This is a genomic window from Rhodopirellula islandica, from assembly GCF_001027925.1.
In the GTDB taxonomy this organism is placed as follows: domain Bacteria; phylum Planctomycetota; class Planctomycetia; order Pirellulales; family Pirellulaceae; genus Rhodopirellula; species Rhodopirellula islandica.
In genome coordinates, this window is sequence record NZ_LECT01000052.1 from 15,058 (window position 1) to 39,122 (window position 24,065).

A 24,065-nucleotide genomic window follows, 5' to 3' on the forward strand; every position below is an offset into this window, starting at 1 on the left:
AACCGCTCGGACTGCAACGAGCATCGCCCGCGGCAGGCCGATTCTGGCACCCCGTTCTGCTTAGAAACCCAGGGCCGATCCAGCCAACTTCTTCGTCAGGTCTTGCACCAAACGATCGGTGTTCAGGCTCAGCCCGATCGTTTGGTTGTAGCCGTTGAAGCTGAAGTCGATCTCCGCGTGCACTCCAGCACTGACGTAGTTGGAGACATTGCCGGAGAGCAAAACGTGATTGACCTCCAGGCTATTGGCGATCTCCAAGCCTCGCAGGACGTGTGCGTTGGCATCTTCGATTCCATTCAGAATCGCTTCCGCTGAATTGACGGCCAAGTTCCCGGCTGCCAACAGAGCTTTGATTCGCAACACTTCGGGATTGGCTTCGACACCAACGTTGTCCAGCACCCAACCCGCCGAGTTGCGAATGGTGTTGTACGTTGCCGAAGTCGCGTGATACGTCACCACTTTCGCGGAGTAAACCGTTGCGGCGTATTTGTAGCTGGCGTACTTGGCAACTTCCTTTGCTTTGTAAGATGCGTAGTTGTACCAAGCCGCACGTTTGGTCGCGGACTGAGCACTTCGCCATGCGTTGTAGCGTGACTTGCGGACTCGGTACCAATAATCTTTGCTGGCTCGAGCACTGTCCACGATGCTTTTGGCCGAATCCAGTTTCGACTGGATCTCGTCGATTTCTTCCTGTGCTTCCGCCTTCGCTTCGGTCAGTTCTGTGTTCAGTTTGTCCACGTTGCTTTTCGCAGCCGCCACCACCGCTTGAGCATTGTCGATCTTCGTTTGCACGCTCTTCGCCGCATCGAGCATCTCACCCGTGACCGCATTGGTGACGTTGTTGAACAGCGTCCCTTGAACGATCGCTTCGAACTGCATGCCGGAGTTGTCCACGGTGAATGTCACCGAAGCATCCAGCCCAGCAACGTCCACGTTCGCACTTCCAGTCAGCGAGAAGTCGCCATCTGATTGGATCATGCCTTCCAAGCTGACTTCCGCTCCCATCATCTCAGCCGAACCGGCAACGCGAAAATACGAGTCGCCCGTCGCGATGCGGATGTCAACGATGACGTCGCTTAGATCCACCGGCCCCAGTTCGATCTCGGGAATGTTCAAGCCAACTTCGAACGAGAGCGTTTCCAGGTCGACGACGAACTCACCAGCGGCGAGCAGTTCGCCGTCTTTGTAGAACTCGCCGCCAATCCCAAAGCCGTCTGTGATGCCGAGAGCCTCGTTGCCACCGTACGGAGCGAAGTTGATGTAAGCGTCTTGCATTTCAAAATCGCCTAGGGCATCGCTCGGGATGGGCTTCGCATCCGGATCGCCTGCTTGGGTCATCGTGTTGGCAAAAACAACGAGGTCCGTGCTCGCCAGCACATCAATGCTGCCGCGGAAGCCGACTTCCCATCCCGTCGTCCCGATGCCGACCAACCCAGCGACTTCGATCTCTTTGGCACCAATGCTGATGCCGGCTCCCAAGCCGATGAACATGCTTGCGCCAGCCGCACTCTCTTCGGCTTCCACGGTCATGACCACGTCTTCGAGATTCAAACCGGAGACGTCAAACGCATCGTCCCACCGGTCAATGCTGCCCGTGAGACTTGCGAAAACTTTCTCTTGGCTGATTGAGAACAGGCCTTCGAAGTCGACGTCCACGCTTCCCATGTCCATCGTCGCGTCCAAGGACAGGCTCATCCCCTCGGTTCCAGCGTCGAGCGTGACGTCGGCACCGCTGAGCGAAAACCCGGAGATGCCCAGCAAGTTCTCAAGTTCCAATTCGCCCGGAGGAGAAAGGCTCACTGACACGCCACTCAAGCTGAAATCGATGTTTCCGATCACATCGACGTAGCTCCCAAACAGCTCCAAGTCCGTGTCCAGCTCAATGTTGAATCCAGACTCGTCACCGTCGGTGGAATCGTGTGCGATCGACAACTTGGTGTCTCTCAGTTGCAACGCATCGATGCCAAACGCCCCGGCCCAATCTCCCGCAACGGTCCCTGACAAGTTCGTGCTGACTCCGTTGGGTGTGAACTGAATCAGGCCGCCGATGCCGACATAGGTACCGAACAGATCCATGTCCGCGTCGACATCAACATACAGTTCTTGCGATCCTTCTCGATCAGACGACGCCAGCACAGTCAAACTGGCATCCTCCAAATCAAGGTCATCGAACCCAAAGGCATCGTCCCAGCGGGGAACGTTGCCTGTCATCACCACGTCGATGTTGTCCGGTGTGATCTCGACACTTCCCGCCACTTCAACGTCCGTGTTTTCCACTCGCATGTCCGCCTGAACGCCAACCGCAACGCGATGGTCTTCTTTGCGATCCGTGGATGCGACGACGTTCAAGTGAGCGTTGCTCAGCGAGAGTTGTTCGATTCCGAAAGCATTTGCCCAGTTTTCGACGGAGCCACCCAGTTGAGCGTCGATGCGTTCGGGGGAAATGTCGAAAACGCCCGCGACGGCCACAAGAGTCGAATCGATCAACATGTCGGCGCCGATTTCGATGCGCAATTCGGAACCCGATTGCTCGTCAACGGAGCCGCTGATCGAAAGCTCGGCTTGTTGCAAATCCAAGTCATCGATGCCAAAGGCGTCGTCCCAGTTTTCAATGCTTCCGGTGAACGTTGCATCCACGGTCTCGGGAGCCAGATCAACGGTGCCGGCGATTCCGATCAAAGTGCCGTCGGTATCCAGGTGCGATTCGACGTGAACGTGGTAGGCATCTCCCGCCAACTCATCCGAACTGGTGTCGAGGACGATTTGCGTGTCTTTCAGTTCCAATCCAGCGACGCCAAACGCATCCGACCAAGAGTCCACGGATCCAGCGACGTGAACGTTGACTCCTGATTCGCTGACCTCAACCGCGCCAGAGACGTCGATGAGTTGACCCGCGATTTTGGTTTGCCCGTTCAGTTCGACTTGCAAGCTGATTTGGTCGTCGGAGTCAAACTGGGGCACCGCATCCAGATCGCTCAGGTCCAAATCGAAACCTTCGACCCCGAGTGCGTTTTCCCAGACACCCTCCATTTGTGAACCGTAGATCCAATCCAGACCTTCGCCGCCATCCATCACCGCGGTTGCTTGGTCGGAGAACAGGAAGTCATTTCCGGACTCACCAAACAGGCTGACAGGGATCTCGGACTGATAGCTGAACAAGACATCGTCGCCGTCGCCGCCCGCAACTTCGATGCGAGAAGCCTCCGCGAACGGGCGACCTTCCAATTCAGATTGAATCGTGTCGCCCGCAAAGACTCGGGTTCCGGAGACGTCATTTTGCACGGCGATGAAATCGTTGCCGTCTGTCCCTCGGACTTGCAGCGTGTCACCGAGCCAGGAAAAGTCCGCCGCCATCAATTCGCGAGATTGCAGTGCTTCCATTGAGAGCACGCGTTCACGACGTCGGTTCTTCTTGCCGCGGCGATTCTTCCTGTTTTTTGACGTGCCACGCAATTTTGTTTCGATGAAGTTCGTCATGGGATCGTCTTTTCACAGCCAGGGTCTGATGCGATGGAGGGCCTGATTCGCAATCAGCGAAAGCCCGGAACAGACGAACCTGCGTGAAAACCCCAAGGATCCCCTCACGGTTTTTCAAAGAATCTAAATGAGTCCGATGGGTCAAGCGATTGAGCCATGAGATGGCGATTTTCGCCGTTCGAAATCGGTGCATCGGTTTGTTATTCAGTGAGTTTCGCGCATCCAAAGTGGGTCAGTACTCTCGCCAGTATTTGATGCAAGCACTGAGGTTCGCACCGGTCTGCCGCACGTCAAATAGGGACCATCGAACATCCGCTGTCCTGCTCGATGGCCACGTGTTCACATCGAGCATTTTTGTTTGACTTGTGAAACCCTGCCCGATAGGTTCGTCCAGATGGTTGTCCCCACACCCCTCTTTGCACGAGATCGGATTCACATGCAGATTTCGAAGATGATGCAGCGACGTTTCAAGGCTCGCGGTTCGAAGCAAAACGTCAAACGGCGTCGCAAATTGAAACTCGAAGCGATGGAAGAGCGAAGGTTGTTGGCAGTCGTCGTTGATACTTTCAGCGACAGCATCGATCCAAACGATGGAGTCACAAGCATCCGCGAAGCGATCAACTTGGCGGCGAACACATCCGGCGATGATCTTGTGCAGGTACCAGCCGGTACCTATTACCTGAATAGCCCGTTGAATATCAATGATGCCAGCGGTCAGCTCGATCTGCAGAGTGTTGGTGGCGTTGCGACACTTGATGCGAGCCAGGCCACCGTCGCAGACAAGCGTGCGATTGATGTCTCAGCAATCAGTCACGCTGCAGTTGCAGGTTTCAAGCTGACCGGCGGCTCAGCCGGTGTGGGCGGTGCCGTTTTCAATCAAGGTGAACTTGAGATTCTGGATTCTGTTTTGACTGACAATGCCGCAACCTATGCGGGCGGTGCCATTTTCAATACTGGTGCTCTGAGTGTGAAAGACTCGGTCCTCAAAAACAACATTGCTTCTCAAGGAGACGGAGGCGGAATCCGGACGATCCCGAACTCCTCGGTTGAGATCATCGACTCGACATTGAAAGACAATGCTGCCGGCTTCAACGCTGGAGCCATCTTTGCCGAAGATGCAATGTTGTCGATCGTCGATAGTCAAATTGAGGACAACGACTCGGGGAGCGCCGGTGGCGGAGTTTATGCCGAACGAGGGTCGAGTCTGTCCGTACTCGATTCAAGAATTGTCAACAATTCGGCCAGGTATGGGGGAGGCGGAGTCTTTGTGTATGACAGCGACGTATCGGTCGACGGATCCGCTCTGACCGGGAACGAAACCCTTGAGGAAAGTGGTGGAGCGATTTCGCTGCGTGGCCAAAGCACCGCGACAATTCTTGATAGCAACTTGAGCAACAACACTTCCGCGATCGATGGCGGTGCCGTTTTCGTCAATTACAGCAGCGTGACAATCGTTGATAGCCGAGTTAACCAGAACGAATCCGGCAGTGCCGGTGGAGGTGTCTACGCTGAGGATTTGTCAACAGTGGATATCCAGAACACCATGATCAAGTTCAATGAAACTCGATACATCGGTGGTGCGATTTTTGTCTATGCCGTTGATCTCACAATCGATGACAGCCGAATCTTGGGAAACTCTGTCTGGGAGCTTGACGCTGGGGGCCTAGCGGTTCTCGGAAACTCCACACTCCAAATGACCGACAGCCGAGTTGCTGCGAATCATGCTCCCAACAACGCTGGTGGAATCATGATCGAGAACAGCGTTGCGTCCATCGATCAGACCGACATTGCAAGCAACGTCTCGCAAAGCGGAGGAGGCGGCATTTACATCCACAATTACTCGAGCGTCGAAATGTCCGACAGTTTGATTGTTGATAATTCCACGTACTACGCAGGCGGCGGCCTCTTTAGCTTCGATAGTTCACTCGAAATGGGAGACAGTCGCGTCATCGAGAACACCGTTGTCTATGGCGATGGTGGAGGCGCAAGTATCCTTGGCGGCTCGACTGCGCAAATCATAGACACCAAGTTCAAGAACAACGAAACGGCTAGGCATGGTGGTGGGATCTTCTTTGATGGCGCCACACTTGACTTGCTCGATAGCCGAGTCGACAGCAACAGTGCCGGAACATACGGCGGCGGCTTGGCGATCATGGGCGGGCAAGCAACAATCGTTGATTCCGTCCTCAATAACAACATCAGCTCCTACCGTGGTGGAGCGATCTACAATGAAGGTTCGTCTGAGATTGTCAACTCGAACCTAATGTTCAATCAAGCGAACTTGCATGGAGGCGCGGTATTCAATGCAGCCACCGGCGTGATCGATATTTCGGATTCGTTTTTCAAGGCGAATGAGACAATCTACAGCCGCCTGGGAACAGCGATCTACAACGACGAAGGTGGCATCTTAGTTTTGGATGCCGCCACGACGTTCAAGGATCAACGCTTCATCGCCATCTATTACGCGTAGTCCGATTTGGATCGCTAGCGATGGTTCCAACAACAAGCGGCGGAGTGATCGCCGCTGTTGGATTTAGACGATGCTGGAGCGGTTGTCTTGAAAGACGGCGCTCTTTTGTAGTCCAAAGAATGAACTAGTCGTCCAGTGGCATGACTTCCGATTTTCGGATGTGGACGATGCTGCCCGGGTCGTGTTGCTGGAATGCGAAGTGGCCGGGGCCGTAGGTCTTTTCAAAGTCCATGTATTCGTACAGTTCGTTGCCATCGACGGTGATCTTGATGCGAGTCATGTCGCGTCCGCGCCAGTTGTCGTCTTTGACTTCGATCTCGTAGGTGAACCAGGTGTCTGGTTTGACCAGTTCCGGGTAAACGTGGCAGAAACCGTACAGCGAACCGGTGCGGATTGGGTCGCTATGCGTGCTGTCGACTTGGGCTTCGTAACCATCCATGAAACCGGGTTTGCGTGTCGTGCGAAAGTAAACTCCCGAGTTGCCGCCGTCATTGATTTTGACTTCCGCGCGGTAGCGGAAATTCTTGTACGGGCCCGATGTGTTGACCAACATCGACACACCACCAGTGCCTTTGATCACGCCGTCAACCACTTCCCACTTGCTGTCGTCTCGTCCGACTTTCTCCCAGCCTTCCAGCGATTCACCATCGAACAGAGTTGTCCACTTGGCCGACTCGTCGCCTTTCGCGTCGTCTTCCCCTGAAACGCTGAGGCCTGCAAAAGAGACGCACAGTGCAAGGGCGAGCCCCATCGGATAGCGGAGCGAATGAACAAGGTTCTTCATGTTGTTTCTCTGATGTGACTGAGTTGGATAGGCGACTTGCCTGAGACGCGTTGTCGAGCAGGCCGATGTCGAACGATTAAAACTACCGCGGTTGCGTTTGTCCATAGACAGAGGGGCGAACGCGAGGCAAGCATGCGGAATTCATTCGGGAAAGTGTTGATTCCGAGGGCTCTTGGCGGTACTTGGGGACAACCGGGGCTAACGCCCAAACGGCTCACATGTTTTTTCTCGAAGCTTGCTGACAAGCAACTTCGCGATGTTCCGTTGGATTTTTTGTCAGACGCAGATTCCGACAGATCTTCCGCGGACATGCGAGCAGCAACTTCAGTCGTTGGCCGGTGGCTCAGTGACTTTTTCCAATGGTTTGCCGCAGCAGCGAAATTCCGGTTCGCAGCCCTCGCAGTCACAGCCCTTGGTCACATGAATCTCCATCTGGCAGTTCACGCATCGATAAATGTCGCCGACTTGAGGTGAGTCTTTTGAAACGGACATAGAGGTCTCCTTGGAGAAAGTGTTTCGATCCTGATCGATTCTCGACCAGCTTTTCGAAAGACACCCCAGCGATTTCCGCGCCAAGCAGATGTTCAGGGTGTCCGCCTCGTGATCAATGAGCGTCGGCATGAAGCCAAAATCCGAAGTTGCCGAAAGCGTGCGGCAGAGCGAACGGCGTCTTGGTTCACGGTTTGCACGGACAGCCTGGTTCAAGAGCCCTTTCAAATCACAATTGCTTTCAAAGGATTGGAGATGAGTACCGATCACAACGCCCCCATTGAACAAATCATCCATCAGATCGATGAAGTCGCCGAGAACAACGAACAAGTGAAATTCGGCCAGGTCATGGACGCTGTTGGACGAAAGTCGTTCGCCTCGTTGCTGCTGATTGTGGGCGCGATCATGGTGTTGCCTGGCCCCGCAGATATTCCGGGCGTCCCCGTGTTGCTGGGTTTGCTGGTGGTCATCCTGTGCGGCCAAATGCTGGCTGATGCCGACCACGTTTGGATCCCTGGTTGGATGGAACGATGGGAGATCGGTCAAAGCAAAGTCCAGAAAATGTTGGACTGGTTGCGGAAGCCTGCTTCCTGGATCGACAGCATGACCGCTCAGCGATGGACTTGGATGATGAATCACGCCACGATCAGCACGCTGGCGGTGGCCGCGATTCTGGTGGCGATGAGCACGCCGGTTTTGGAATTCATTCCATTCAGCGCCAACTTGGCCGGAGGAGCCATTTTCGCGTTCGCGTTGTCGATCCTGGCTCGCGATGGTTTGCTAGCGGGAGTTGCTGTCTGCATCGCGCTGGCCACGTTTGGCTTGGTGGGATACCAGTTGCTTGGGTGAGTCACCTTTGCCAGTCCAGTGGTTTGTCAAAGTAAAAAAGTTAGGGTTGTTCGTAGTGGACGAGGCCACGAGTCCTTGGTTTTGAAGCCAGTCCAGGACTCGTCGTCTCGTCCACTACCCTAAAAATAAGTCGAGACAGACTACTACCACGCCGTGGCGTCTGGACGCTGGCCACGCTGATTCACTCTTCCTCCGGCCGGAACCACCTTCGCAGAAAAAGTTTGCTTTCTTTTTGCCGCTGATGTCGATCGTCGACAGACGAAATCGACTATCTAAGAGTCACCGCCAAATCCACTGGGTTGGGAAGGTGATTCATTCGGTTCACGTGAACATTTTTCGAGTGAAGCAAACATCCCGATGGAGGAACATCAATGCGAGTCATGGTGATAGTGAAGGCGTCCGAAAGTTCAGAAGCGGGGAAGATGCCCGACGAGAAATTGCTGACCGACATGGGGAACTTCAACGAAGAACTGGTCGAAGCCGGGATCATGAAAGCCGGTGAAGGATTGAAGCCGAGCTCCCAGGGAGTTCGCGTCCACTTTCAAGGAAGCGACCGGACGGTGACGGACGGACCATTCGCGGAAACGAAAGAACTGATCGCTGGCTATTGGATCTGGGAAGTCAGTTCGATGAGCGAAGCGATCGATTGGGTGCGGCGTTGTCCGAATCCGATGATGGAAGACTCGGACATTGAGATTCGTCCGATCTTTGAGATGGCAGATTTCGGCGACGAGATGACGCCGGAGTTGCGAAAGCAGGAAGCTGCCATTGAGCGAAAAACGCAGGACGACGCGGAAGCCGACGTACGACGAATGGTTCATCAATGGAACACGGCTTTGGAAGCTCGCGACTACGATGGTTTGGTTGCCAACTACACCGAAACCTCTGTGCTGTACGGGGGCATTCCACCGTACCAGACCGTTGGGGCACAGAACATTCGCAAGCTTTGGGAAGGTTGCTTGCCGCACTTTCCTGAATTCAAATCGGTTCACCAAAATCTGACGTTCGAGGTCGGCGACGATGTCGCTTTCCTTCATGGCTTGCATCAATTCCAAACCTCTCCGGCGGATCATCCCGCCGGGCAATCTTGGATGAGAGTGACGACTTGTTTTCGGAAAATGCACGGGCAGTGGAAGGTGTTGCACGAACACGTGTCGTTGCCCTTCAATCCGATGACCAACGAGGCATGGAAGATCAAAGATCCCGCTGTTTTAGATGAGCCCTCGTATGGTGCAGATGCCTGCACTTGAGAACCGACGATCGTGACGCAGCGAGTCCGCGTTGCGATGGTTTGAATGGTTGTTTTTGTTTGCCACACCTCCTTCAACATTGAGTCTGTTTATGTTTGCCAAACCACAATCCGAGCATCAATGGCTCGAGCAAATCCTCGGCGAATGGGAATTCGACCACGACTGCAAAATGCCGGACGGATCCACCACGACCACGCACGGCAAAATGTCTTGCCGATCACTGGGAGGCATGTGGGTGATTTGCGAGAGCGGCGGTGAATCTGCCGAAGGCGAACCTTGGTCGTCAATCATGACGCTGGGGTTCGACACAGCCGACGGTCACTACGTCGGGACCTTTGTAGGATCCATGATGTCGAACATTTGGCCGTACGAAGGCTGCTTGGACGAGTCCGGCCAAAAGTTGCTGCTGAGCTCGCGTGGTCCTGCTTTCGACGGGGCAGGAAAAGCGAACTATCGAGACACGATTCACATCCTCGATAAAGACACGTGGATGATGACCAGCGAACTGCAAGACGAAAACGGTCAGTGGATTGAGTTCATGAGTGGCAAGCACACACGTTGCTAGCGGGTTGTTGACTTGACGCACACACATTCAAGCGAAGTGAGAGAATGACATGAAATACATATTGATGATTTACGGGGCGGAGGAAGGTTGGACGGAAGACGAGCGTGAACGCTGCATGCTGGATTCGATGGCGATCTGCGATGAGTTGGCGGTGGAGGGCAAATGGCTGGATTCTTCGCCGCTTCATTCCGTCACCACGGCAACCAGTGTTCGTGTGAGAGAAGGCAAGTGCGAAGTGACGGACGGTCCGTTCGCAGAGACGACCGAGCAGTTGGGTGGGTACTACATCATCGATGTGCCCTCGCGCGACGAAGCGGTCGCGATCGCGCGTCGGTTGCCACCAGCAAAGAAGGGAACCGTTCAGATTCGTCCCTTGCTGCCAGTTCCAATGCCGATGCCATCGTTGAGCGAGGATTTGATTTCGCTGCGAACGAAGGAGAGCAATGCCGGGAAAGACTACATCGTTCTGCTTTACGCTGCCGAAGGAGCCTGGCCACCGGAAGAACATTCGGCCGCGTTGGAGGAATCCATTCGTCTGTGCCATGAACTGCACGAACAAGGCTGCTATCGAGATGCGGCACCGTTGCAGTCGCCGACGACCGCGACATGCGTGCGGGTGCGCGACGGCATTCAGGAGGTTGTCGACGGTCCGTTTCCGGAAACCAAGGAACAACTCGGCGGCTACTTCTTGATCCACGTCGCGGATCTGGATCAAGCGATCGCGGTCGCGTCGAGGATCCCGGGGGCCAGACGAGGCACGGCGGAGATTCGGCCATTGTTTCCGCTGCCGGTGCCACATCGGTCGGGTTGAGTTCGGCTCGTTGCGACAGTTCAAGCGTGCGTGGTGGGACGAGTGATCGAAGGCGGTTATGAGAGTTGTGTGTGGGAACCGGGGTCTATCGCCCAATGGCACTTGCTTTAGAACCAATCGAGGGGATTTTGTTAGCGAAACGGCGCAAGTCGTCTGGTAAATCGTGGGTGTTTTCCGGCGTGTCACCGGACGGCTCGCGCCGTTCCGCTACAAAGTAGATCGCATTCGGCTATCGCCCAACGGCTGATGTAGGCGTTGATTCTCGGATGCGTGATCAACTGCCGAGGGCGCCTTTTAGGATTGCCAGCTTCTGACTCAAGAATCTTTGTTCCGGGGCATTCATTGCTAGCGAGAGTGCTTGTTCGAACGCTTGAATGGCGTCTTCCGGCTTGCCCATCCTTCGCAGCAATTCGCCTCGCGCGGAGTGGGCCAAGTAATGATCGCGAAGATGGCCGGCATCGAGAATTGCTTCGATTTGCTGCAAGCCTTCCGCTGGCGTGTCTCGCATTGCAATGGCGACGGCGCGATTGAGTTCGACGACCGGCGAGGGCTGGATTCGCAGCAACACGTCGTACAGCGCAACGATCTGTGACCAGTCGGTCTCACTGGCTCGTTCGGCTTCGGCATGCACGGCCGAGATTGCTGCCTGAATCGTGTAGGTTCCAATCCGCCGAGTACGGAGCGAACTCTGCAACAACTGACTGCCTTCTTCGATCAAGTTCCGGTCCCACAAAGAACGATCTTGATCCTCCAGCAAAACGATGTCGCCGTCTTCATTCACTCGTGCGTTGCGACGCGACTCGTGCAACAACATCAACGCGAGCAAACCTGCGACTTCGGGATCGGGCAGGAGTTCCAACAACAGCCGAGCCAACCGGATGGCTTCGGCTGACAGATCGGTTCGCAGGAGTGAGTCGCCGCTCGAGGCGGAATAACCTTCGTTGAACACCAAATAAATGACGGACAACACCGCGTCCAAACGCGAAGGCAGCTCGGACAGTGTCGGGATCGAAAATGGGATCCCCGCGTCGCGAATTTTGGCTTTGCCACGGACGATCCGCTGAGCCAACGTGGACGGGGCGGTTAAGAACGCTCTCGCAATTTCCTCGGTCGTCATCCCACAAACTTCTCGCAAGGTCAGCGGGACCTGGACTTTTTGGTCGATCGCAGGGTGGCAGCACGCGAAGATGAGTCTCAATCGATCGTCCTGAATGTCCTGCTCGGCGACCGCATGGTTGGCGGATTCAATTTGGTCGATTCGCCGAACCAGTTCCGGTTGCAAATCATCGAAGCGTCGTCGGCGGCGAATGCGATCGACTGCCTTGAAACGCCCCGTCGATATCAACCAAGCCGCTGGGTTGTCCGGAATTCCATCGTGGCCCCACTTCTCCATCGCGGCGGCGAAGGCGTCGTGCATCGCTTCTTCCGCCAAGTCAAAATCGCCCAAAACCCGAACCAGCGTCGCGAAAACTTTTCTCGACTCGGTTCGGTAGATGCGATCGATTTGGTTGGAGACTGCTTGGGCGGAGCTCATCGGCGGCGGGACTTGCCGTCCTTCCGGTGTCACGGGGCAAAGCGATGAGCATAGTCCAAACGCGTGTTTCAACGCGAGATCGTCCGCGGGCTTGAAACCTCATCGCAGCCAGTTGTTTCCTAGAAGATTCGACTACGGGTTGGTCTCAACTGGTTCGCGATCGATGCTGGCGTCGATATTTCCTGCCGCACGGTCGATTGCGTTGGCGGCACCGTCAGCAGCATCTTTGGTTGTCTCGACGAGGGACGATGTGTCTTGCTTCATTTTATCCGTGTCGACTCGAACCGATGGATCGCCATCGTCCGATGTGAATCGCAACCAACCAACGACCGCCATCAGCAGAACGATTGCGACAACGAAAATGAGGGCACGCATGGGATTTCTCTTGGTGAGGTAGGATGGCTGGCCCGCCGAGGCTTTCTCGGTGGCCGATTTTGATTCAGTTTGGAGTGCGACGTGACGACGGACCGCCACGCTCGAGGTTCGATGCCAATGCAAGCGGCATACCAGCATCCGAATCCGCGGATGCGATCGATTCCGTTCCGAGGAAGTGACGCGGTTGCGAAGACGTGGCACGAGAATTGCCATCTCCAATCCGGCTCGAGAAAATTGGCTCCGGTTGAGTCGTGCGATGTTTGATTCGCTGCACCGGACAGTTGCTCAGCGTTTGATCGTCATTGAAGGGCGTGAGATGGGACAGACTGCGTTGTTGGATGGAATGGAAGATAAGGCGGCTGAACCGTCGCAAGTCACCAAGTCAGGAATGGGGGCCATCGTTCACGACGACGGAGTTGCCTTCCGAGTTTGGGCACCCAACGCGGATCGCGTGAGCGTGATCGGTACATTCAACGACTGGCAATCAGAAGCCACGCCGCTGAAGCGAGAAGAGCACGGGACTTGGTACGTCGACGTTGCCAAGGCGAAAGCGGGTGACGAATATAAATACAGAATCACCCGAGGCGACAAATCCTTTGATCGCATTGACCCGTACGCCCGCGAAGTCACCAACTCCATCGGCAACGCGGTCGTCTACAAAGACACATTCGATTGGAAGCATCCGACCTTTCACCGGCCAGCACAGAATGAGTTGGTGATCTACGAGATGCACATCGGAACGTTTCATCGAGACGATCCCGATCAACCGGGGACGTTCTCCGATGCGGTTGCGAAGTTCAAGCATCTCAAAGAGCTTGGAATCAACGCGATCCAGATCATGCCAGTCGCCGAGTTCGCTGGCGATTTGTCGTGGGGATACAACCCAGCGCACATCTTCGCGGTTGAGCAGGCTTATGGTGGTCCGGACGCGTTGAAAGCGTTTGTCGACGCAGCACATCAAGCTGGTTTTGCGGTGATCATCGACGTCGTCTACAACCACTTTGGCCCCAGCGATTTGGATTTGTGGCAGTTCGACGGTTGGAGTGAGAACGACAAGGGCGGCATCTACTTCTATCAAGACCATCGCTCCAACACGCCTTGGGGCGACACGCGACCCGACTACGGTCGCGGCGAAGTTCGCCAGTTCATCCACGACAACGCAATGATGTGGATGCGGGAATACCATGCTGATGGTTTGCGGTATGACATGACCGCCTACATTCGCACGGTCTCCGGTATCGGCAACGACGACATCGCGGAAGGCTGGGGATTGATGCAGTGGATCAACCGCGATTTGCGAAACGAGTTCCCGGGGTGTTACTTGATCGCGGAAGATTTGCAGACCAACAACTGGTTGACCAAGACGGAAGATCAAGGCGGTGCGGGCTTCACAACCCAGTGGGACGCGGCCTTTGTCCACCCGATCCGTACCGCGGTGCAAGAAATCGACGATGCACATCGAGACATGTGGGCGGTGCGAGACGCGTTGTGTCATCGATACAACGGCGACGCTTTCCAACGAGTCGTGTACAGCGAATCGCATGATGAAGTCGCCAACGGCAAGTCTCGCGTTCCCAGCGAGATCGATGCGGAGGATCCTGAAAGCCGGTTTGCAAAGAAACGAACAATCCTGGCAGCGGCTTTGGCGCTAACTGCACCGGGAGTTCCGATGTTGTTTCAAGGCCAAGAGATGTTGGAAGACGACTGGTTCGAAGACACAGATCCGCTCGAGTGGGAACGGACTCGCCGCCTTCGAGGAATCAAACGTCTGTTCCGTGATCTCATTCAATTGCGATTGAACAAAGACGGTTTTTCAAAAGGATTGACGGGGCAACACATCGTGATGCATCACGTCAATGAAAATGACAAGGTCGTCGCGTTCGTGCGGCGGGCTGAGGATCCTCAAGACGACGTTTTGGTGCTGGCCAACTTTGCCAATCGTTCTTGGGATCAATACGAAATCGGTTTTCCCGATTCAGGCGATTGGCAATTGAAACTGAACACCGATTGGTCGGGCTACGATCAAGACTTCGACGATCACCCGGTTGAACATGTCGATGCGACGGACCAACCGTACGACGGTTTGGCAGCGAGAGCCGAAGTTTCGTTCGGTGCCTACGCGGTTTTGATCTACACGCGCTGAGCCATCCCGGCAGATCGGCTTCGTGCCGCGTTTTCTGGCGTCGTGTCTGGTTGGGTTTCTGAACCAGGAACCTTTCACGAAGAATTGAAATTTCGGGGAAGGTTGAGGGGCATTGAGGGACGTGGTTCAGGCGGACGCGAGGGAAAGGGCCCTTGCAGGGACGCTGGGTGGTGCCTCGCTCACCGGCTTGTCGATTGAGTCGTCAATGTAGGATGGGCACTCTTGCCCCGTCACAGTTGCGGATGTCGGCCAAGAGTGGCCAACCGACAGCAACATCGACAACCCGTCACGCTACGGATTTCCATTGTCGGGCTTGCTGGAACGGGGGGAAACCGCTGACGTTGCCCAAAATGGGGAGCGTCGATAGACTGTCGCTGCACGGCCCGAACACACCATTCGGGCCGTGTTCCGCCTTGCCAACTCGACCATGGTTTCACTCCATCTGTCGCGTTGGTTTGCATTCGCTGGCTCCTTTTGCCAAGCCGAACGCTGTGCCCATCCAACGCACAAGCCGCACTCGCGCCCATAGCTCAGCTGGATAGAGCAACGGACTTCTAATCCGTAGGTCGGTGGTTCGAATCCACCTGGGCGTGCTTCTTGCGTTTGGATTTCTCTGCCTCCGTGGTGCCATGGCGGCTCGCCCGACGCTTCTGATCTGGCTCTCACGACCATTCCAGACCGCAAAATCGGAATTTGTTCCTTGGCGATCCTGGCACCTCAGGTCTCCCCGAACAGGATTCCTTTCTCCTCTCTTGAGAGGGGAACGTAGGTTTGCGTGCGACCGCAGAACTGCGGGTCAGCCTGTCATCCGTGGATGATTCGCGTTCGACGTTTTCTTGGCGAACCGGTCCCGCGTGAATCGAGACACTCAATGGAAAGCGCACCCAATCCTTGCCAGTTCGCAAAACGACCATCCTCGCCGCAACTCACCAAACACTGAAAAACATCGCGGTCGAGAGTTTGATTGCTTCTTGGTTGATGCACGATGGCTGGCAGGTTTTCAGGCCGATGCTGGACCATGCGCACAAAACAGATCTATTGATTTCAGACGGCCCCCATTTCCATCGCATTCAAGTGAAAACGTTCGAGAAAAAAAAGGGACAGGAATTCACCAACTGCTGGTCTCCTTGCCCGGTCGATTACGTCGTCTTCATGGTTCGCAATGGCAACTGGGGCGTGATCACGCCCGGCTTCACTGAAAAGCGAAGGCCGATCGATCACAAGGAACACCGCAAATTCGAGAAGAAGAAGCGTGACTTCTTGTGTGCGTTTCATCAGATCTGACCGGATGGGGGCGATCTGGTTGTGAAGGTTGTTTTCGATGCCTGGCGCCATTCGAGTTTCCACAGGCAGTGGCCCCGTCGAATCGCCAGAAGGCTCCCTGCCCGAAACCCCGAGATTGACTAGCATGGTGCACCGAGAGTTGTTCACGGGAATCCAAAATGACGCCCGTTGCCAGTCAAATCCATTGCCCTCCAAAGATATTTATCGTGCCGTACACCCGATTTTTCATCTGCTCCGTCTTTGCGTTACTCGCCGGAATTCCAATGAATGGAATGGCCCACGAAGGTCACGACCATGGCGATGCCGCCGAGACATCCACGGAATCCGCCGCTGCGTTTGACCCAACCGCTCCAACGAACAAGTTCCAAGCGAACGGCAAAACGTATCGTTGGGAACACCGGGCTGATCTTGGCAAGCAATCCGAAGACATGTTCAACGCCGCAAAAGGCGGTCTGCACAACAACGCCGACCGGGATTTGCTGACGGGTGAGATCGTGACCGTGGTTGCCAAGCACGGGCTGGTGACGCTTGATCCCAAGTTGAAAGAATGGACTTTGGTCGACGACCAAGACGCAGTGTTCTCCGGCGGCATGAACGCTCACGGAACCGATTGTTTCGTACTGGACGGCGAATCGCACTGGGCGTTCGCATCGACGAACACCCAACAAGTGTTCGTGACCAAACGCGGGAAAGTTCTTGCGACTCTGTCTCAGCCCAAGGGAGACGAATTCGACAACCCAACCGTCAACGAATACTTCCAGGCTGGCGGACGATTCACTCCTTGTGATGTGGTCTTTCTACCTGAAGCCAAGCGTTTGGTGGTTGTCATCGGATACGCTCCCGGCGACTTTGCGTTGTCAGCCGAATTGGTGGACGGCCAGTGGCAATGGGGCGGCCCGGCATGGGGCGGACGAGAAGGCAACGGTGGCATGCTGAACACCGGCCATGGTGTGCAAATTGCCACCGAAGGCGGGCGTGAAATCGTTGAAATTGCTTCTCGTTCTCACGGACGCATTTTCTCGTTCACACCCAATGGAGCACAAATCCGAACACCGGGTGCTGACAAGGATTACTTCATCCAACTGCCCAAGGGTTCGAACCCTTGCAACCTCTTCAATGTGGGCGACAACATGTTTTTGCCGCTGTTGAACTCACTGCCCAAGACCAATGGATCGGCGCCCGTGTTGGTGTTGGAAAACGGCAAACCAGCCGGTGCCCTGGTGCCCGCGACCTACGACACATTGAACTTGATGCAGCACATGCACGGATTTTGCCCTGTCGAAATCGATGGCAAACTGTTCGGCATTGTCTTGTCATGGCGTAACGGTGGCGAGAATGCAAATGGCAAACCCAACGACGGTCAAATCGCGATTTTCGAAGCCGTCGAAGAGTAAGTCTGTCCTCTTAGCAGTGGACGTTTTCGTATCGCAGTCGCGGATTTGATGGATCGATGTCATGACCAGCTACCAACCGTTTTTGATCTGGTTGCTGTTTGCGTTGATCTCAATTCCGCTGGCGGGGGTGGCTTGGAGTACTCGGAAGCAGTCGCGTGAACTGATGGCGACGACCGACTTCACTCCCAAGACAACTTACGAAGGTCCGTTGGTCGAAGATGATGATGGGACCCGTTCGCAAACCCTCACCGTATCGACGGTGACGTCGGTTTCGGCCTGGCAAGTCGTTCGGCTGGGGCCGTTCGCCATCGTGGTGCACGCCCGGGAGTGGGCGGCCAATGCGGTTCTGCTGGCGATCGTTCTGATGGGAATTGGTTTGGCTGGGTTGCTGCACTTCCCCACCCAATCCCCCTAGTGGTCTGTCACGACTTGTTTTTAGGGTAGTGAACGAGCTTTTAGGCTAGTGGACGAGGCCACGAGTCCCGAACTGGCGTCAAATCCAAGGACTCGTGGCCTCGTCCACTACGATCAACCCTCACTTTTAGCTGTGACAGCTTTCCGAAGCGGCCAGCGCCCAAAATCTCGAGTGATCCAGCCTGACAAGGAAGCGTCAGTCAGCAAGCGTCCGGCATAGAGCAGGTCAGCAAGAGTCTTTCGGCATTTGAGATATTTTGGTACGCGTTGTGGCTCCCACGTACAACCGGGGCTAACGCCCAAACGGCTCACATGATTATGCCCGATCATTCCTGCCGTCCGGCACTAGTGTTCTGTCAAGACTTGTTTTTAGGGTAGTGGGACGAGGCCACGAGTCCTGAACTGGCGTCAAATTCAAGGACTCGTGGCCTCGTCCACTACGATCAACCCTCACTTTTAGCTGTGACAGACCACTAGGATCATGTTTTAGCGAAACGGCTCCCACCTTCCCCTTGGATGTTCTCATGCAAAGAAGACACTTCCTTTCGATCTCTGCCATGACGGCCGCTGCCTCGGTGACCGGTTGTGGTTCAGGCGAGGTGACGAAGCCGATTGTCGCTTCAGCGGAGCGTGTGGCATCGGAGGTCGAAGAAGCCGTCGAAGAAACTTCGACCGAAAACTTGGAACGCTATCGCGTTGCCTTGCGAGGCTACGAAATCGTGTCGGGAATGATTGGCCCACGAGTGTTCTTCTTGCCATATCCTGGGATGCGAATTCTTTCCGTGGTGATCGTGGCCACCACGGTTTCTGCGAAGTTGGCGATCAAGTACATCGACACCGAATTGATTCAGCGACAGTTTGAAGAAGAGCTGACCGACGAAGAACGCTCGCTGGTCGAGTCCGATGGCCACGTCCGATTTGAAACTGAAAGCGGTGTCTCAGAGACGGTCATGCTGGGACCGAGCGAGTACGTCTGAGTTCCATTCATCGACCACCGGAAATCCCTGAGCTCAGCATCGGAGCCAATCTTGAAAGCCCCCCGCCCCACCATCACTCTCTGGTTCAATGTTCTGCTGATTTTGTACTCGGCGGGGACGGGGTTCATCACGTTCGCGTTTTCGGACAAAGCCCAGAACGTTCCCATCCAAGGCTTGGTGCTCACATCGTTGATCGATTTTGTTCGCTACCTGATCATGATGTTCATTTCCGCATGGTTCATTCGCGAATTCTGGAATCGCTTGGTCGCGGATTTGTTCACCGTGCGTCTGATCGCCTATCGCGAGGCCATCACCATGGTCGTCCTCTTGGGTTTGTTCGGTTTGTGATCGAACATCAATGCATTGACGACGGGCAATTTGACTCGTCCCAGTCGGGGCAATAAGATCCTGTGATCGCTTCCCTTTCGTGACCATGGTCGACGAAGTGCCTTCGGCGAACTTTCCAGTCCATTTGTTTGTTGGAGAATTCAGCCATGCACCTTTCTGTCGGTATCCCTGAGCTCATCGTGCCCTTCGTTCTCGGGCTTCTTTCACTGCTTTTGCGGTGGCGTCGGAGCAAGCATCTGCAAACGGCGGCGATTGCCTTTGCCTGTTCCTGCGGTGCGACCTTGCTATCGCCCGCGGACCTCGCATCAACGTTGATCTTCACCATCGCGTTCTTTCTGTGTTTCCAACTTGGCACGCGTTCCAAGCATCCGGTGAAGACAGACGAGACGATGGAAAAGGACGTCGACCAATCACAATCGAGCTGGACGAATCCGCTTCGATTGGGAGCCGTGGTGGCTGCTCTTGGAGTCGCCGTCTTCGCATTCGGACAAATGCAACTCTGGCAGCAGGCGACCGAACCGCTGGCCCATCACGTTTTCCGAGCATGGGCAACCAGTTGGATTGGAACCATGCTGCTTGTACTGTCAGCTACTTGGTGGGGCTACCATTTCGCGAACCGACAAGTGCTGGGTAAGAAGGACGTCTCCAGTTGACCGAAATGGGAAACGCGTGAGAAACGAATGACGCAATGGACGAGGCGACGAGCTGTTGATTGCTCGCAGTTCTTTTACGCCGGAGGCGTTGCAGCAGGTAGCCGGCGGTCGAGCGAAGCGAACACCGCCGGAGACGCGGTGAAAGACTCCCTGGCCGACCCCGAAGGTGGTCGCACATCGGCCAGATTGAATTCTGCGACGCCCTATCGGGGTCGAAACGCGATGGTGTCTTCCCATGATCCGTAGGTGCGCTACGCGACCTACGGCTACCGTCTTAAATCCCTCACGGGATAGGATTCTCACTTGTGGGCAATCGACACCTTGCTGATTTGTCCACTAAACATTCGCCAGTCCCTCGCACATGTTTCCTCTTCCAAGACCTTCCAACGGAACCCACATGAGTTCATCTCCCAATCCAAACGACTACCTGGGGCATTGCGAGGACATTGATGCTGACCATCCAGACATCATCGAACGCGCCCAAAAATTGGCGGGTGCGTCGATCGAAGAGACCGCGAAAAACTGCTTTGAGTTTGTGCGTGATTCGATCCAGCACACGGGAGACGAAGAGCGAAATCCGGTGACGTGCCGAGCTTCGGATGTGCTGTGGCATGGGATCGGATACTGCTACGCCAAGAGCCATTTGCTGTGTGCCTTCTTGCGTGCCAATCAGATTCCCGCGGGGCTTTGTTATCAGCGTCTCTCCATCGAAGGCGACGGAGCTCCGTTTTGCTTGCACGGGCTCAACGCGGTCCATTTGCCCGACCATGGTTGGTATCGGATCGACGCTCGCGGAAACAAACCCGGTGTGGACGCTCAATTCATTCCTCCCCGAGAACAGTTGGCGTTTGCAACTGACATGGCAGGAGAACGGGACCTGGATGAGATTTGGCAGACGCCACATCCTGCCGTGATCGAATGCCTGCGGAGACATGAAGACTGGCTGGAATTGTCGCAAGATTTGCCCGATCAAGATTTGCCCGATATCGAAGAACGGTGAATGGCGTGCTGGAAACAGTACAATGGACGGTGCGGTCTTCGTTTCGGCGGTTGCAAAGATTGAGCCTGAACGACGTCGACGGCATTCGGATTTCATTTCAAACGTCCAAACTGAGCGGGGATTCCACATGCCAAATCCTTTCAAAACACGTGTGCAGTGCATCGCATTCCTTGGTGTTTGTGTGGCGGTCGGTTTCAGTTGTGCTGCCTCGATAGCAGTCGCGGAAATCTTCATGCCTGAGAACGCAGCCGGGCAACAAGGCGTGGCCACTTTCTATCGGACCTTCACACCGATGGCGGTCGTGTGGACCTTGCTTGGCATTTGGGCCCACGCCTGCATGCCTCCTCGCGTTTGCGGACCGGATGACACGGAATCGAGAGAGGGGGCCGGCCCCTTGCCGCAAACCGCAACGCGCTGATGGCCCGCACTGGCTTGCTTCAGGGGATCTGAACGGACTCCTTGGATTTCAATTGATTGATTTGGCGGTGGATGGAGATACTCTGAACAGCCATGCTTCGAATTCGGCTGTGTGCCGCCTCTGTTGGAACCGCACCCTAAAGCCGACGAAAAGCATCCCGCCAATTACTGTCGTCCCGCATCGCCCTGAGAGAATGGCATCATGAAGTGTTTGTTTGATCTGATGACCCGAGCCGTCATCGTCACGTTCTGCGTGAGCCTTGCGTCCAACTCAATTTTGGCCCAAGACACTCCTGAGAAGGCCGCTCAGCCTGAGACAAAGAAGACGACGGACGACACAGACGAGGTCACCGTCAAAGTGCAAGGGACGTTCGAGTCGACTCAAAGCTGGGAACTGAGCCACGGGTTGGATCAGTTTGGTGAACTTGAAATCAAGAAAATCCTTCCGCATGGCACCGAAGTCAAAGAAGGCCAGACCGTCATTTGGTTCGACACCGAATCGATCGACAAAAAACTGTCCGCCGCCGAGATTGACATTCGCTTGGCCAGAATTGCTGCCGACGACGAACAGTTTGCTCATGATCAATTCGTTGCCGCTCAAAAACTCGATCGCCAAGATGCAGAGCGGGCACGTCAGGCTGCCAAGCAGGCCTATGACAACTACATGCAATTCGATCGCGATCGAAAAATCAAAAGTGCTGAATTCGACATCAAGATGTCCCAAGCCTCACTGGACAACGCGGCCGAGGAACTGAAGCAACTTCAGCAAATGTACGACGCCGACGACTTGACCGAGGAATCCGAGGAGATCGTTCTCAAACGCGCCAAGCAGTCCGTCGAGTCCGCTCAGTTTCGATTGGAAAGCACCGAGATTCGTTCCAATCGAACCCTGAAACAATCCATTCCCGCCGAAGAAGCGCGAACCGAGGCCACCTGGGAACGCGCCCAAATGGCGTACGAGAAAACCCTTCGCAATCTCGAGAGTGCGAAAAAGAAACGCGACCTGGAACGCCGCAAGGCCGCGGATGCCTTGTCCGAAAAGGAAACGGACTTCGAAGAACTCCGCGAACAACGCAAGTCGATTGTCATCCAGGCTCCCGGCAAAGGGATCCTGCTGTATGGAGAACTGAATCGAGGCGCACTCAATGCCAAGCCGAGCCCGATCAAGGTGGGGTCGAAAGTCTCCACCGATCAGGTCATCGCCACCGTGGTTCAGCCAAACAAGATGCGAATTCGCTTGACGCTGAGCGAGGCTGATCTGGCCGGCATTCAAGTGGGCGACTCATGCGTTATCAAGCCAGCGATTGCCCCGAAGGAGGAGGTCAAGGGCAGCATTGATTCGATCGCATCGGTGCCGTTCATGGGAACGAAGTTTGATGCAACAGTGAAGATCACAGGCAAATTGCCCGAAGCGGTGAAACCGACGATGACCGCGACCGTTGAGTTGACGAAATGATCGTGATCATCCTCGGGAAAATGCTATGAATATCAAGCAAACGGATCGCCCGGTCGCGACGACCAGGATTGCTCTGCGAGTTCGCCATTTGTCGCTTCGCGTCGTCTTGATGCTGAGTGCCTTGTGTCTGTTGGCACACAGCGAGACATTGCCAGCGGAAGACGTGGCTGCGGTGAAGCCCTTTGATTTGTCACGCACTCCGGTGCCGCCAGAAATCGACGCCCCCACCGAATCGGAAATCCGCGCCGCGATCGTTCGCGGGGTGCAGTTCATGCTCGATGACCAGAACCCGAACGGTTCCTGGGGATCACCCACGCGGACGAAAGGCCTGAACATTTACGCCCCGACGCCCGGAGCCCACCATGCGTTCCGAGCCGCGACCACGTCGCTGGGAATCGCGGGGTTGATCGACACACTGGAACACCTGCCTGAGAACACACCGGAAAAAAATCTACGGGCGCAAGTCCGCGATTCAGTCGAACGAGCTGAGACGTGGCTGTACCGCGAATTGCCGAAATTACGACGAGCAGATGGTTCGGCCATGTACAACGTCTGGGGTCATGGCTATTCGATCCAAGCACTCGTGCGGTTGCATGGTTGGCACAAAGGCGATGCGGATCGCCAAGCGAGCATCGTCAGCCTGATCGAAGACCAATTCGAAATGCTGCAGCGTTACGAATCGGTCGACGGCGGCTGGGGCTATTACGACTTCCGCTACCAAGCCGACCAACCAACCTCCTCGTCGACCAGCTTTGTCAACGGTGCCGTGTTGGTGGCACTCAAGGAAGCCGATTCCATCGGGGTGACTCCGCCAAAACGCATGGTGGATCGCGCCGTCGCAGCTTTGGGCCGACAACAGAAACCCGACTTCAGCTACTTGTACAGCGAAGACTCTCAGTACCGACCGATGCGAGAGATCAACCGCCCCGGCGGGAGTCTCGGTCGGTCCCAGTGCTGCAATGCAGCAATGCGATTGTGGGGCGATTCCCAAATCACCGACGACGTCGTGAAGGTCTGGCTGTGTCGACTCTATCTGCGCAACGGCTGGCTCGACATCGGCCGCAAGCGGCCGGTTCCCCACGAAGCTTGGATGCAGGTGGCTGGCTACTTCTACTACTTTGGTCACTACTACGCCGCAGTGGGAATGGACTTGTTGCCCGAAGAGGAACGTGCGCCGTATCAGTCGATGTTGGCCAAGCTGATGCTCGACCGTCAAGAATCCGATGGCTCGTGGTGGGACTACCCGCTGTACGACTACCATCAACCGTATGGCACCGGGTTTGTCCTGATGACGCTGGACGCCTGCTTGCCGTGAACGCGAAAAAGCCCAAGCGTTCGACCACGAGAAAGTTCAAACGCAGTGGAGGAGGCGACC

21 protein-coding genes and 1 tRNA gene are annotated in these 24,065 nt (G+C 55.3%); 16 read left to right on the forward strand and 6 right to left on the reverse strand.

Annotation, left to right across the window (positions count from 1 at the left end):
- Positions 1–60: 60 nt before the first annotated feature.
- A complete protein-coding gene (locus RISK_RS25570) occupies positions 61–3,477 on the reverse strand; it encodes a hypothetical protein (RefSeq protein ID WP_047817177.1) in 3,417 nt (1,138 codons plus the stop codon).
- A gap of 436 nt (positions 3,478–3,913) precedes the next feature.
- Here RISK_RS25570 and RISK_RS25580 point away from each other — a divergent pair, with 436 nt between their 5' ends.
- On the forward strand, positions 3,914–5,947 hold the full coding sequence (locus RISK_RS25580) for a right-handed parallel beta-helix repeat-containing protein (protein ID WP_236696701.1): 2,034 nt from the start codon (positions 3,914–3,916) through the stop codon (positions 5,945–5,947).
- 124 nt (positions 5,948–6,071) lie between these two features.
- Here RISK_RS25580 and RISK_RS25585 read toward each other — a convergent pair whose 3' ends face one another.
- Positions 6,072–6,731 (reverse strand): 3-keto-disaccharide hydrolase, encoded by a 660-nt coding sequence (locus tag RISK_RS25585; RefSeq protein ID WP_236696702.1) that lies wholly within the window; start codon positions 6,729–6,731, stop codon positions 6,072–6,074.
- Between the two features lie 324 nt (positions 6,732–7,055).
- Complete coding sequence (locus tag RISK_RS32740) at positions 7,056–7,223, reverse strand: hypothetical protein (RefSeq protein WP_173442730.1); 168 nt, start codon at positions 7,221–7,223, stop codon at positions 7,056–7,058.
- 252 nt (positions 7,224–7,475) lie between these two features.
- On the opposite strand from RISK_RS32740, the gene RISK_RS25595 reads away from it, so the two are divergent.
- The 4 genes from RISK_RS25595 to RISK_RS25610 all read left to right on the forward strand — a co-directional run bounded on the left by RISK_RS25595 (position 7,476) and on the right by RISK_RS25610 (position 10,695).
- Positions 7,476–8,069 (forward strand): exopolysaccharide biosynthesis protein, encoded by a 594-nt coding sequence (locus RISK_RS25595; protein ID WP_047817210.1) that lies wholly within the window; start codon positions 7,476–7,478, stop codon positions 8,067–8,069.
- Positions 8,070–8,449: 380 nt separating this feature from the next.
- The gene (locus RISK_RS25600) at positions 8,450–9,319 is read left to right on the forward strand and encodes a YciI family protein (protein WP_261340236.1); all 870 of its coding nucleotides are present in this window, start codon (positions 8,450–8,452) and stop codon (positions 9,317–9,319) included.
- Positions 9,320–9,410: 91 nt separating this feature from the next.
- On the forward strand, positions 9,411–9,884 hold the full coding sequence (locus RISK_RS25605) for a DUF1579 domain-containing protein (RefSeq protein ID WP_047817182.1): 474 nt from the start codon (positions 9,411–9,413) through the stop codon (positions 9,882–9,884).
- A gap of 49 nt (positions 9,885–9,933) precedes the next feature.
- Positions 9,934–10,695 (forward strand): YciI family protein, encoded by a 762-nt coding sequence (locus RISK_RS25610; protein ID WP_047817183.1) that lies wholly within the window; start codon positions 9,934–9,936, stop codon positions 10,693–10,695.
- 274 nt (positions 10,696–10,969) lie between these two features.
- Here RISK_RS25610 and RISK_RS25615 read toward each other — a convergent pair whose 3' ends face one another.
- A complete protein-coding gene (locus tag RISK_RS25615) occupies positions 10,970–12,229 on the reverse strand; it encodes an RNA polymerase sigma factor (RefSeq protein ID WP_047817211.1) in 1,260 nt (419 codons plus the stop codon).
- Between the two features lie 132 nt (positions 12,230–12,361).
- Positions 12,362–12,604: a hypothetical protein gene (locus tag RISK_RS25620; RefSeq protein WP_008658394.1), complete on the reverse strand. Its 243-nt coding sequence runs from the start codon at positions 12,602–12,604 to the stop codon at positions 12,362–12,364.
- Positions 12,605–12,860: 256 nt separating this feature from the next.
- On the opposite strand from RISK_RS25620, the gene RISK_RS25625 reads away from it, so the two are divergent.
- Entirely contained in the window at positions 12,861–14,747 is a 1,887-nt protein-coding gene (locus RISK_RS25625) for an alpha-amylase family glycosyl hydrolase (protein WP_047817212.1), read from the forward strand.
- A gap of 519 nt (positions 14,748–15,266) precedes the next feature.
- Positions 15,267–15,340: transfer RNA gene (locus RISK_RS25630), tRNA-Arg, on the forward strand.
- 451 nt (positions 15,341–15,791) lie between these two features.
- Here the strand turns inward: RISK_RS25630 and RISK_RS33295 are convergent.
- Positions 15,792–16,082 carry a hypothetical protein gene (locus RISK_RS33295; protein WP_236696712.1) on the reverse strand — a complete coding sequence of 97 codons (291 nt, stop codon included), beginning with the start codon at positions 16,080–16,082 and terminating at the stop codon, positions 15,792–15,794.
- Between the two features lie 221 nt (positions 16,083–16,303).
- Between RISK_RS33295 and RISK_RS25640 the strand changes: the two genes are divergently transcribed.
- From RISK_RS25640 to RISK_RS25680, 9 genes are all read left to right on the forward strand, one after another.
- Positions 16,304–17,425, forward strand: a complete 1,122-nt coding sequence (locus RISK_RS25640; RefSeq protein WP_236696704.1) for a hypothetical protein — start codon at positions 16,304–16,306, stop codon at positions 17,423–17,425.
- A gap of 61 nt (positions 17,426–17,486) precedes the next feature.
- Positions 17,487–17,840 (forward strand): hypothetical protein, encoded by a 354-nt coding sequence (locus RISK_RS25645; protein ID WP_047817186.1) that lies wholly within the window; start codon positions 17,487–17,489, stop codon positions 17,838–17,840.
- Positions 17,841–18,396: 556 nt separating this feature from the next.
- Positions 18,397–18,816 (forward strand): hypothetical protein, encoded by a 420-nt coding sequence (locus RISK_RS25650; RefSeq protein ID WP_236696705.1) that lies wholly within the window; start codon positions 18,397–18,399, stop codon positions 18,814–18,816.
- A 51-nt stretch (positions 18,817–18,867) separates the two neighbouring features.
- Entirely contained in the window at positions 18,868–19,164 is a 297-nt protein-coding gene (locus RISK_RS25655; RefSeq protein WP_047817187.1) for a hypothetical protein, read from the forward strand.
- A gap of 146 nt (positions 19,165–19,310) precedes the next feature.
- On the forward strand, positions 19,311–19,817 hold the full coding sequence (locus RISK_RS25660) for a hypothetical protein (RefSeq protein ID WP_047817188.1): 507 nt from the start codon (positions 19,311–19,313) through the stop codon (positions 19,815–19,817).
- Between the two features lie 397 nt (positions 19,818–20,214).
- On the forward strand, positions 20,215–20,817 hold the full coding sequence (locus RISK_RS25665) for a transglutaminase-like domain-containing protein (RefSeq protein WP_047817189.1): 603 nt from the start codon (positions 20,215–20,217) through the stop codon (positions 20,815–20,817).
- Between the two features lie 127 nt (positions 20,818–20,944).
- Positions 20,945–21,235, forward strand: a complete 291-nt coding sequence (locus RISK_RS25670; RefSeq protein ID WP_150122705.1) for a hypothetical protein — start codon at positions 20,945–20,947, stop codon at positions 21,233–21,235.
- A 201-nt stretch (positions 21,236–21,436) separates the two neighbouring features.
- Positions 21,437–22,690, forward strand: coding sequence for an HlyD family efflux transporter periplasmic adaptor subunit (locus tag RISK_RS25675; protein WP_047817191.1), 1,254 nt, complete (start codon positions 21,437–21,439; stop codon positions 22,688–22,690).
- Between the two features lie 25 nt (positions 22,691–22,715).
- Positions 22,716–24,005: a prenyltransferase/squalene oxidase repeat-containing protein gene (locus RISK_RS25680; RefSeq protein WP_047817192.1), complete on the forward strand. Its 1,290-nt coding sequence runs from the start codon at positions 22,716–22,718 to the stop codon at positions 24,003–24,005.
- Positions 24,006–24,065: the final 60 nt, after the last annotated feature.

Excerpts from the sequence above, each read along its gene's own strand:
- RISK_RS25570 (WP_047817177.1), bottom strand. The coding sequence starts at position 3,477 with ATGACGAACTTCATCGAAACAAAATTGCGTGGCACGTCAAAAAACAGG.
- RISK_RS25580 (WP_236696701.1), top strand. The coding sequence starts at position 3,914 with ATGCAGATTTCGAAGATGATGCAGCGACGTTTCAAGGCTCGCGGTTCG.
- RISK_RS25585 (WP_236696702.1), bottom strand. The coding sequence starts at position 6,731 with ATGAAGAACCTTGTTCATTCGCTCCGCTATCCGATGGGGCTCGCCCTT.
- RISK_RS32740 (WP_173442730.1), bottom strand. The coding sequence starts at position 7,223 with ATGTCCGTTTCAAAAGACTCACCTCAAGTCGGCGACATTTATCGATGC.
- RISK_RS25595 (WP_047817210.1), top strand. The coding sequence starts at position 7,476 with ATGAGTACCGATCACAACGCCCCCATTGAACAAATCATCCATCAGATC.
- RISK_RS25600 (WP_261340236.1), top strand. The coding sequence starts at position 8,450 with ATGGTGATAGTGAAGGCGTCCGAAAGTTCAGAAGCGGGGAAGATGCCC.
- RISK_RS25605 (WP_047817182.1), top strand. The coding sequence starts at position 9,411 with ATGTTTGCCAAACCACAATCCGAGCATCAATGGCTCGAGCAAATCCTC.
- RISK_RS25610 (WP_047817183.1), top strand. The coding sequence starts at position 9,934 with ATGAAATACATATTGATGATTTACGGGGCGGAGGAAGGTTGGACGGAA.
- RISK_RS25615 (WP_047817211.1), bottom strand. The coding sequence starts at position 12,229 with ATGAGCTCCGCCCAAGCAGTCTCCAACCAAATCGATCGCATCTACCGA.
- RISK_RS25620 (WP_008658394.1), bottom strand. The coding sequence starts at position 12,604 with ATGCGTGCCCTCATTTTCGTTGTCGCAATCGTTCTGCTGATGGCGGTC.
- RISK_RS25625 (WP_047817212.1), top strand. The coding sequence starts at position 12,861 with ATGTTTGATTCGCTGCACCGGACAGTTGCTCAGCGTTTGATCGTCATT.
- RISK_RS33295 (WP_236696712.1), bottom strand. The coding sequence starts at position 16,082 with ATGGCGCCAGGCATCGAAAACAACCTTCACAACCAGATCGCCCCCATC.
- RISK_RS25640 (WP_236696704.1), top strand. The coding sequence starts at position 16,304 with ATGGCCCACGAAGGTCACGACCATGGCGATGCCGCCGAGACATCCACG.
- RISK_RS25645 (WP_047817186.1), top strand. The coding sequence starts at position 17,487 with ATGACCAGCTACCAACCGTTTTTGATCTGGTTGCTGTTTGCGTTGATC.
- RISK_RS25650 (WP_236696705.1), top strand. The coding sequence starts at position 18,397 with ATGACGGCCGCTGCCTCGGTGACCGGTTGTGGTTCAGGCGAGGTGACG.
- RISK_RS25660 (WP_047817188.1), top strand. The coding sequence starts at position 19,311 with ATGCACCTTTCTGTCGGTATCCCTGAGCTCATCGTGCCCTTCGTTCTC.
- RISK_RS25665 (WP_047817189.1), top strand. The coding sequence starts at position 20,215 with ATGAGTTCATCTCCCAATCCAAACGACTACCTGGGGCATTGCGAGGAC.
- RISK_RS25670 (WP_150122705.1), top strand. The coding sequence starts at position 20,945 with ATGCCAAATCCTTTCAAAACACGTGTGCAGTGCATCGCATTCCTTGGT.
- RISK_RS25675 (WP_047817191.1), top strand. The coding sequence starts at position 21,437 with ATGAAGTGTTTGTTTGATCTGATGACCCGAGCCGTCATCGTCACGTTC.
- RISK_RS25680 (WP_047817192.1), top strand. The coding sequence starts at position 22,716 with ATGAATATCAAGCAAACGGATCGCCCGGTCGCGACGACCAGGATTGCT.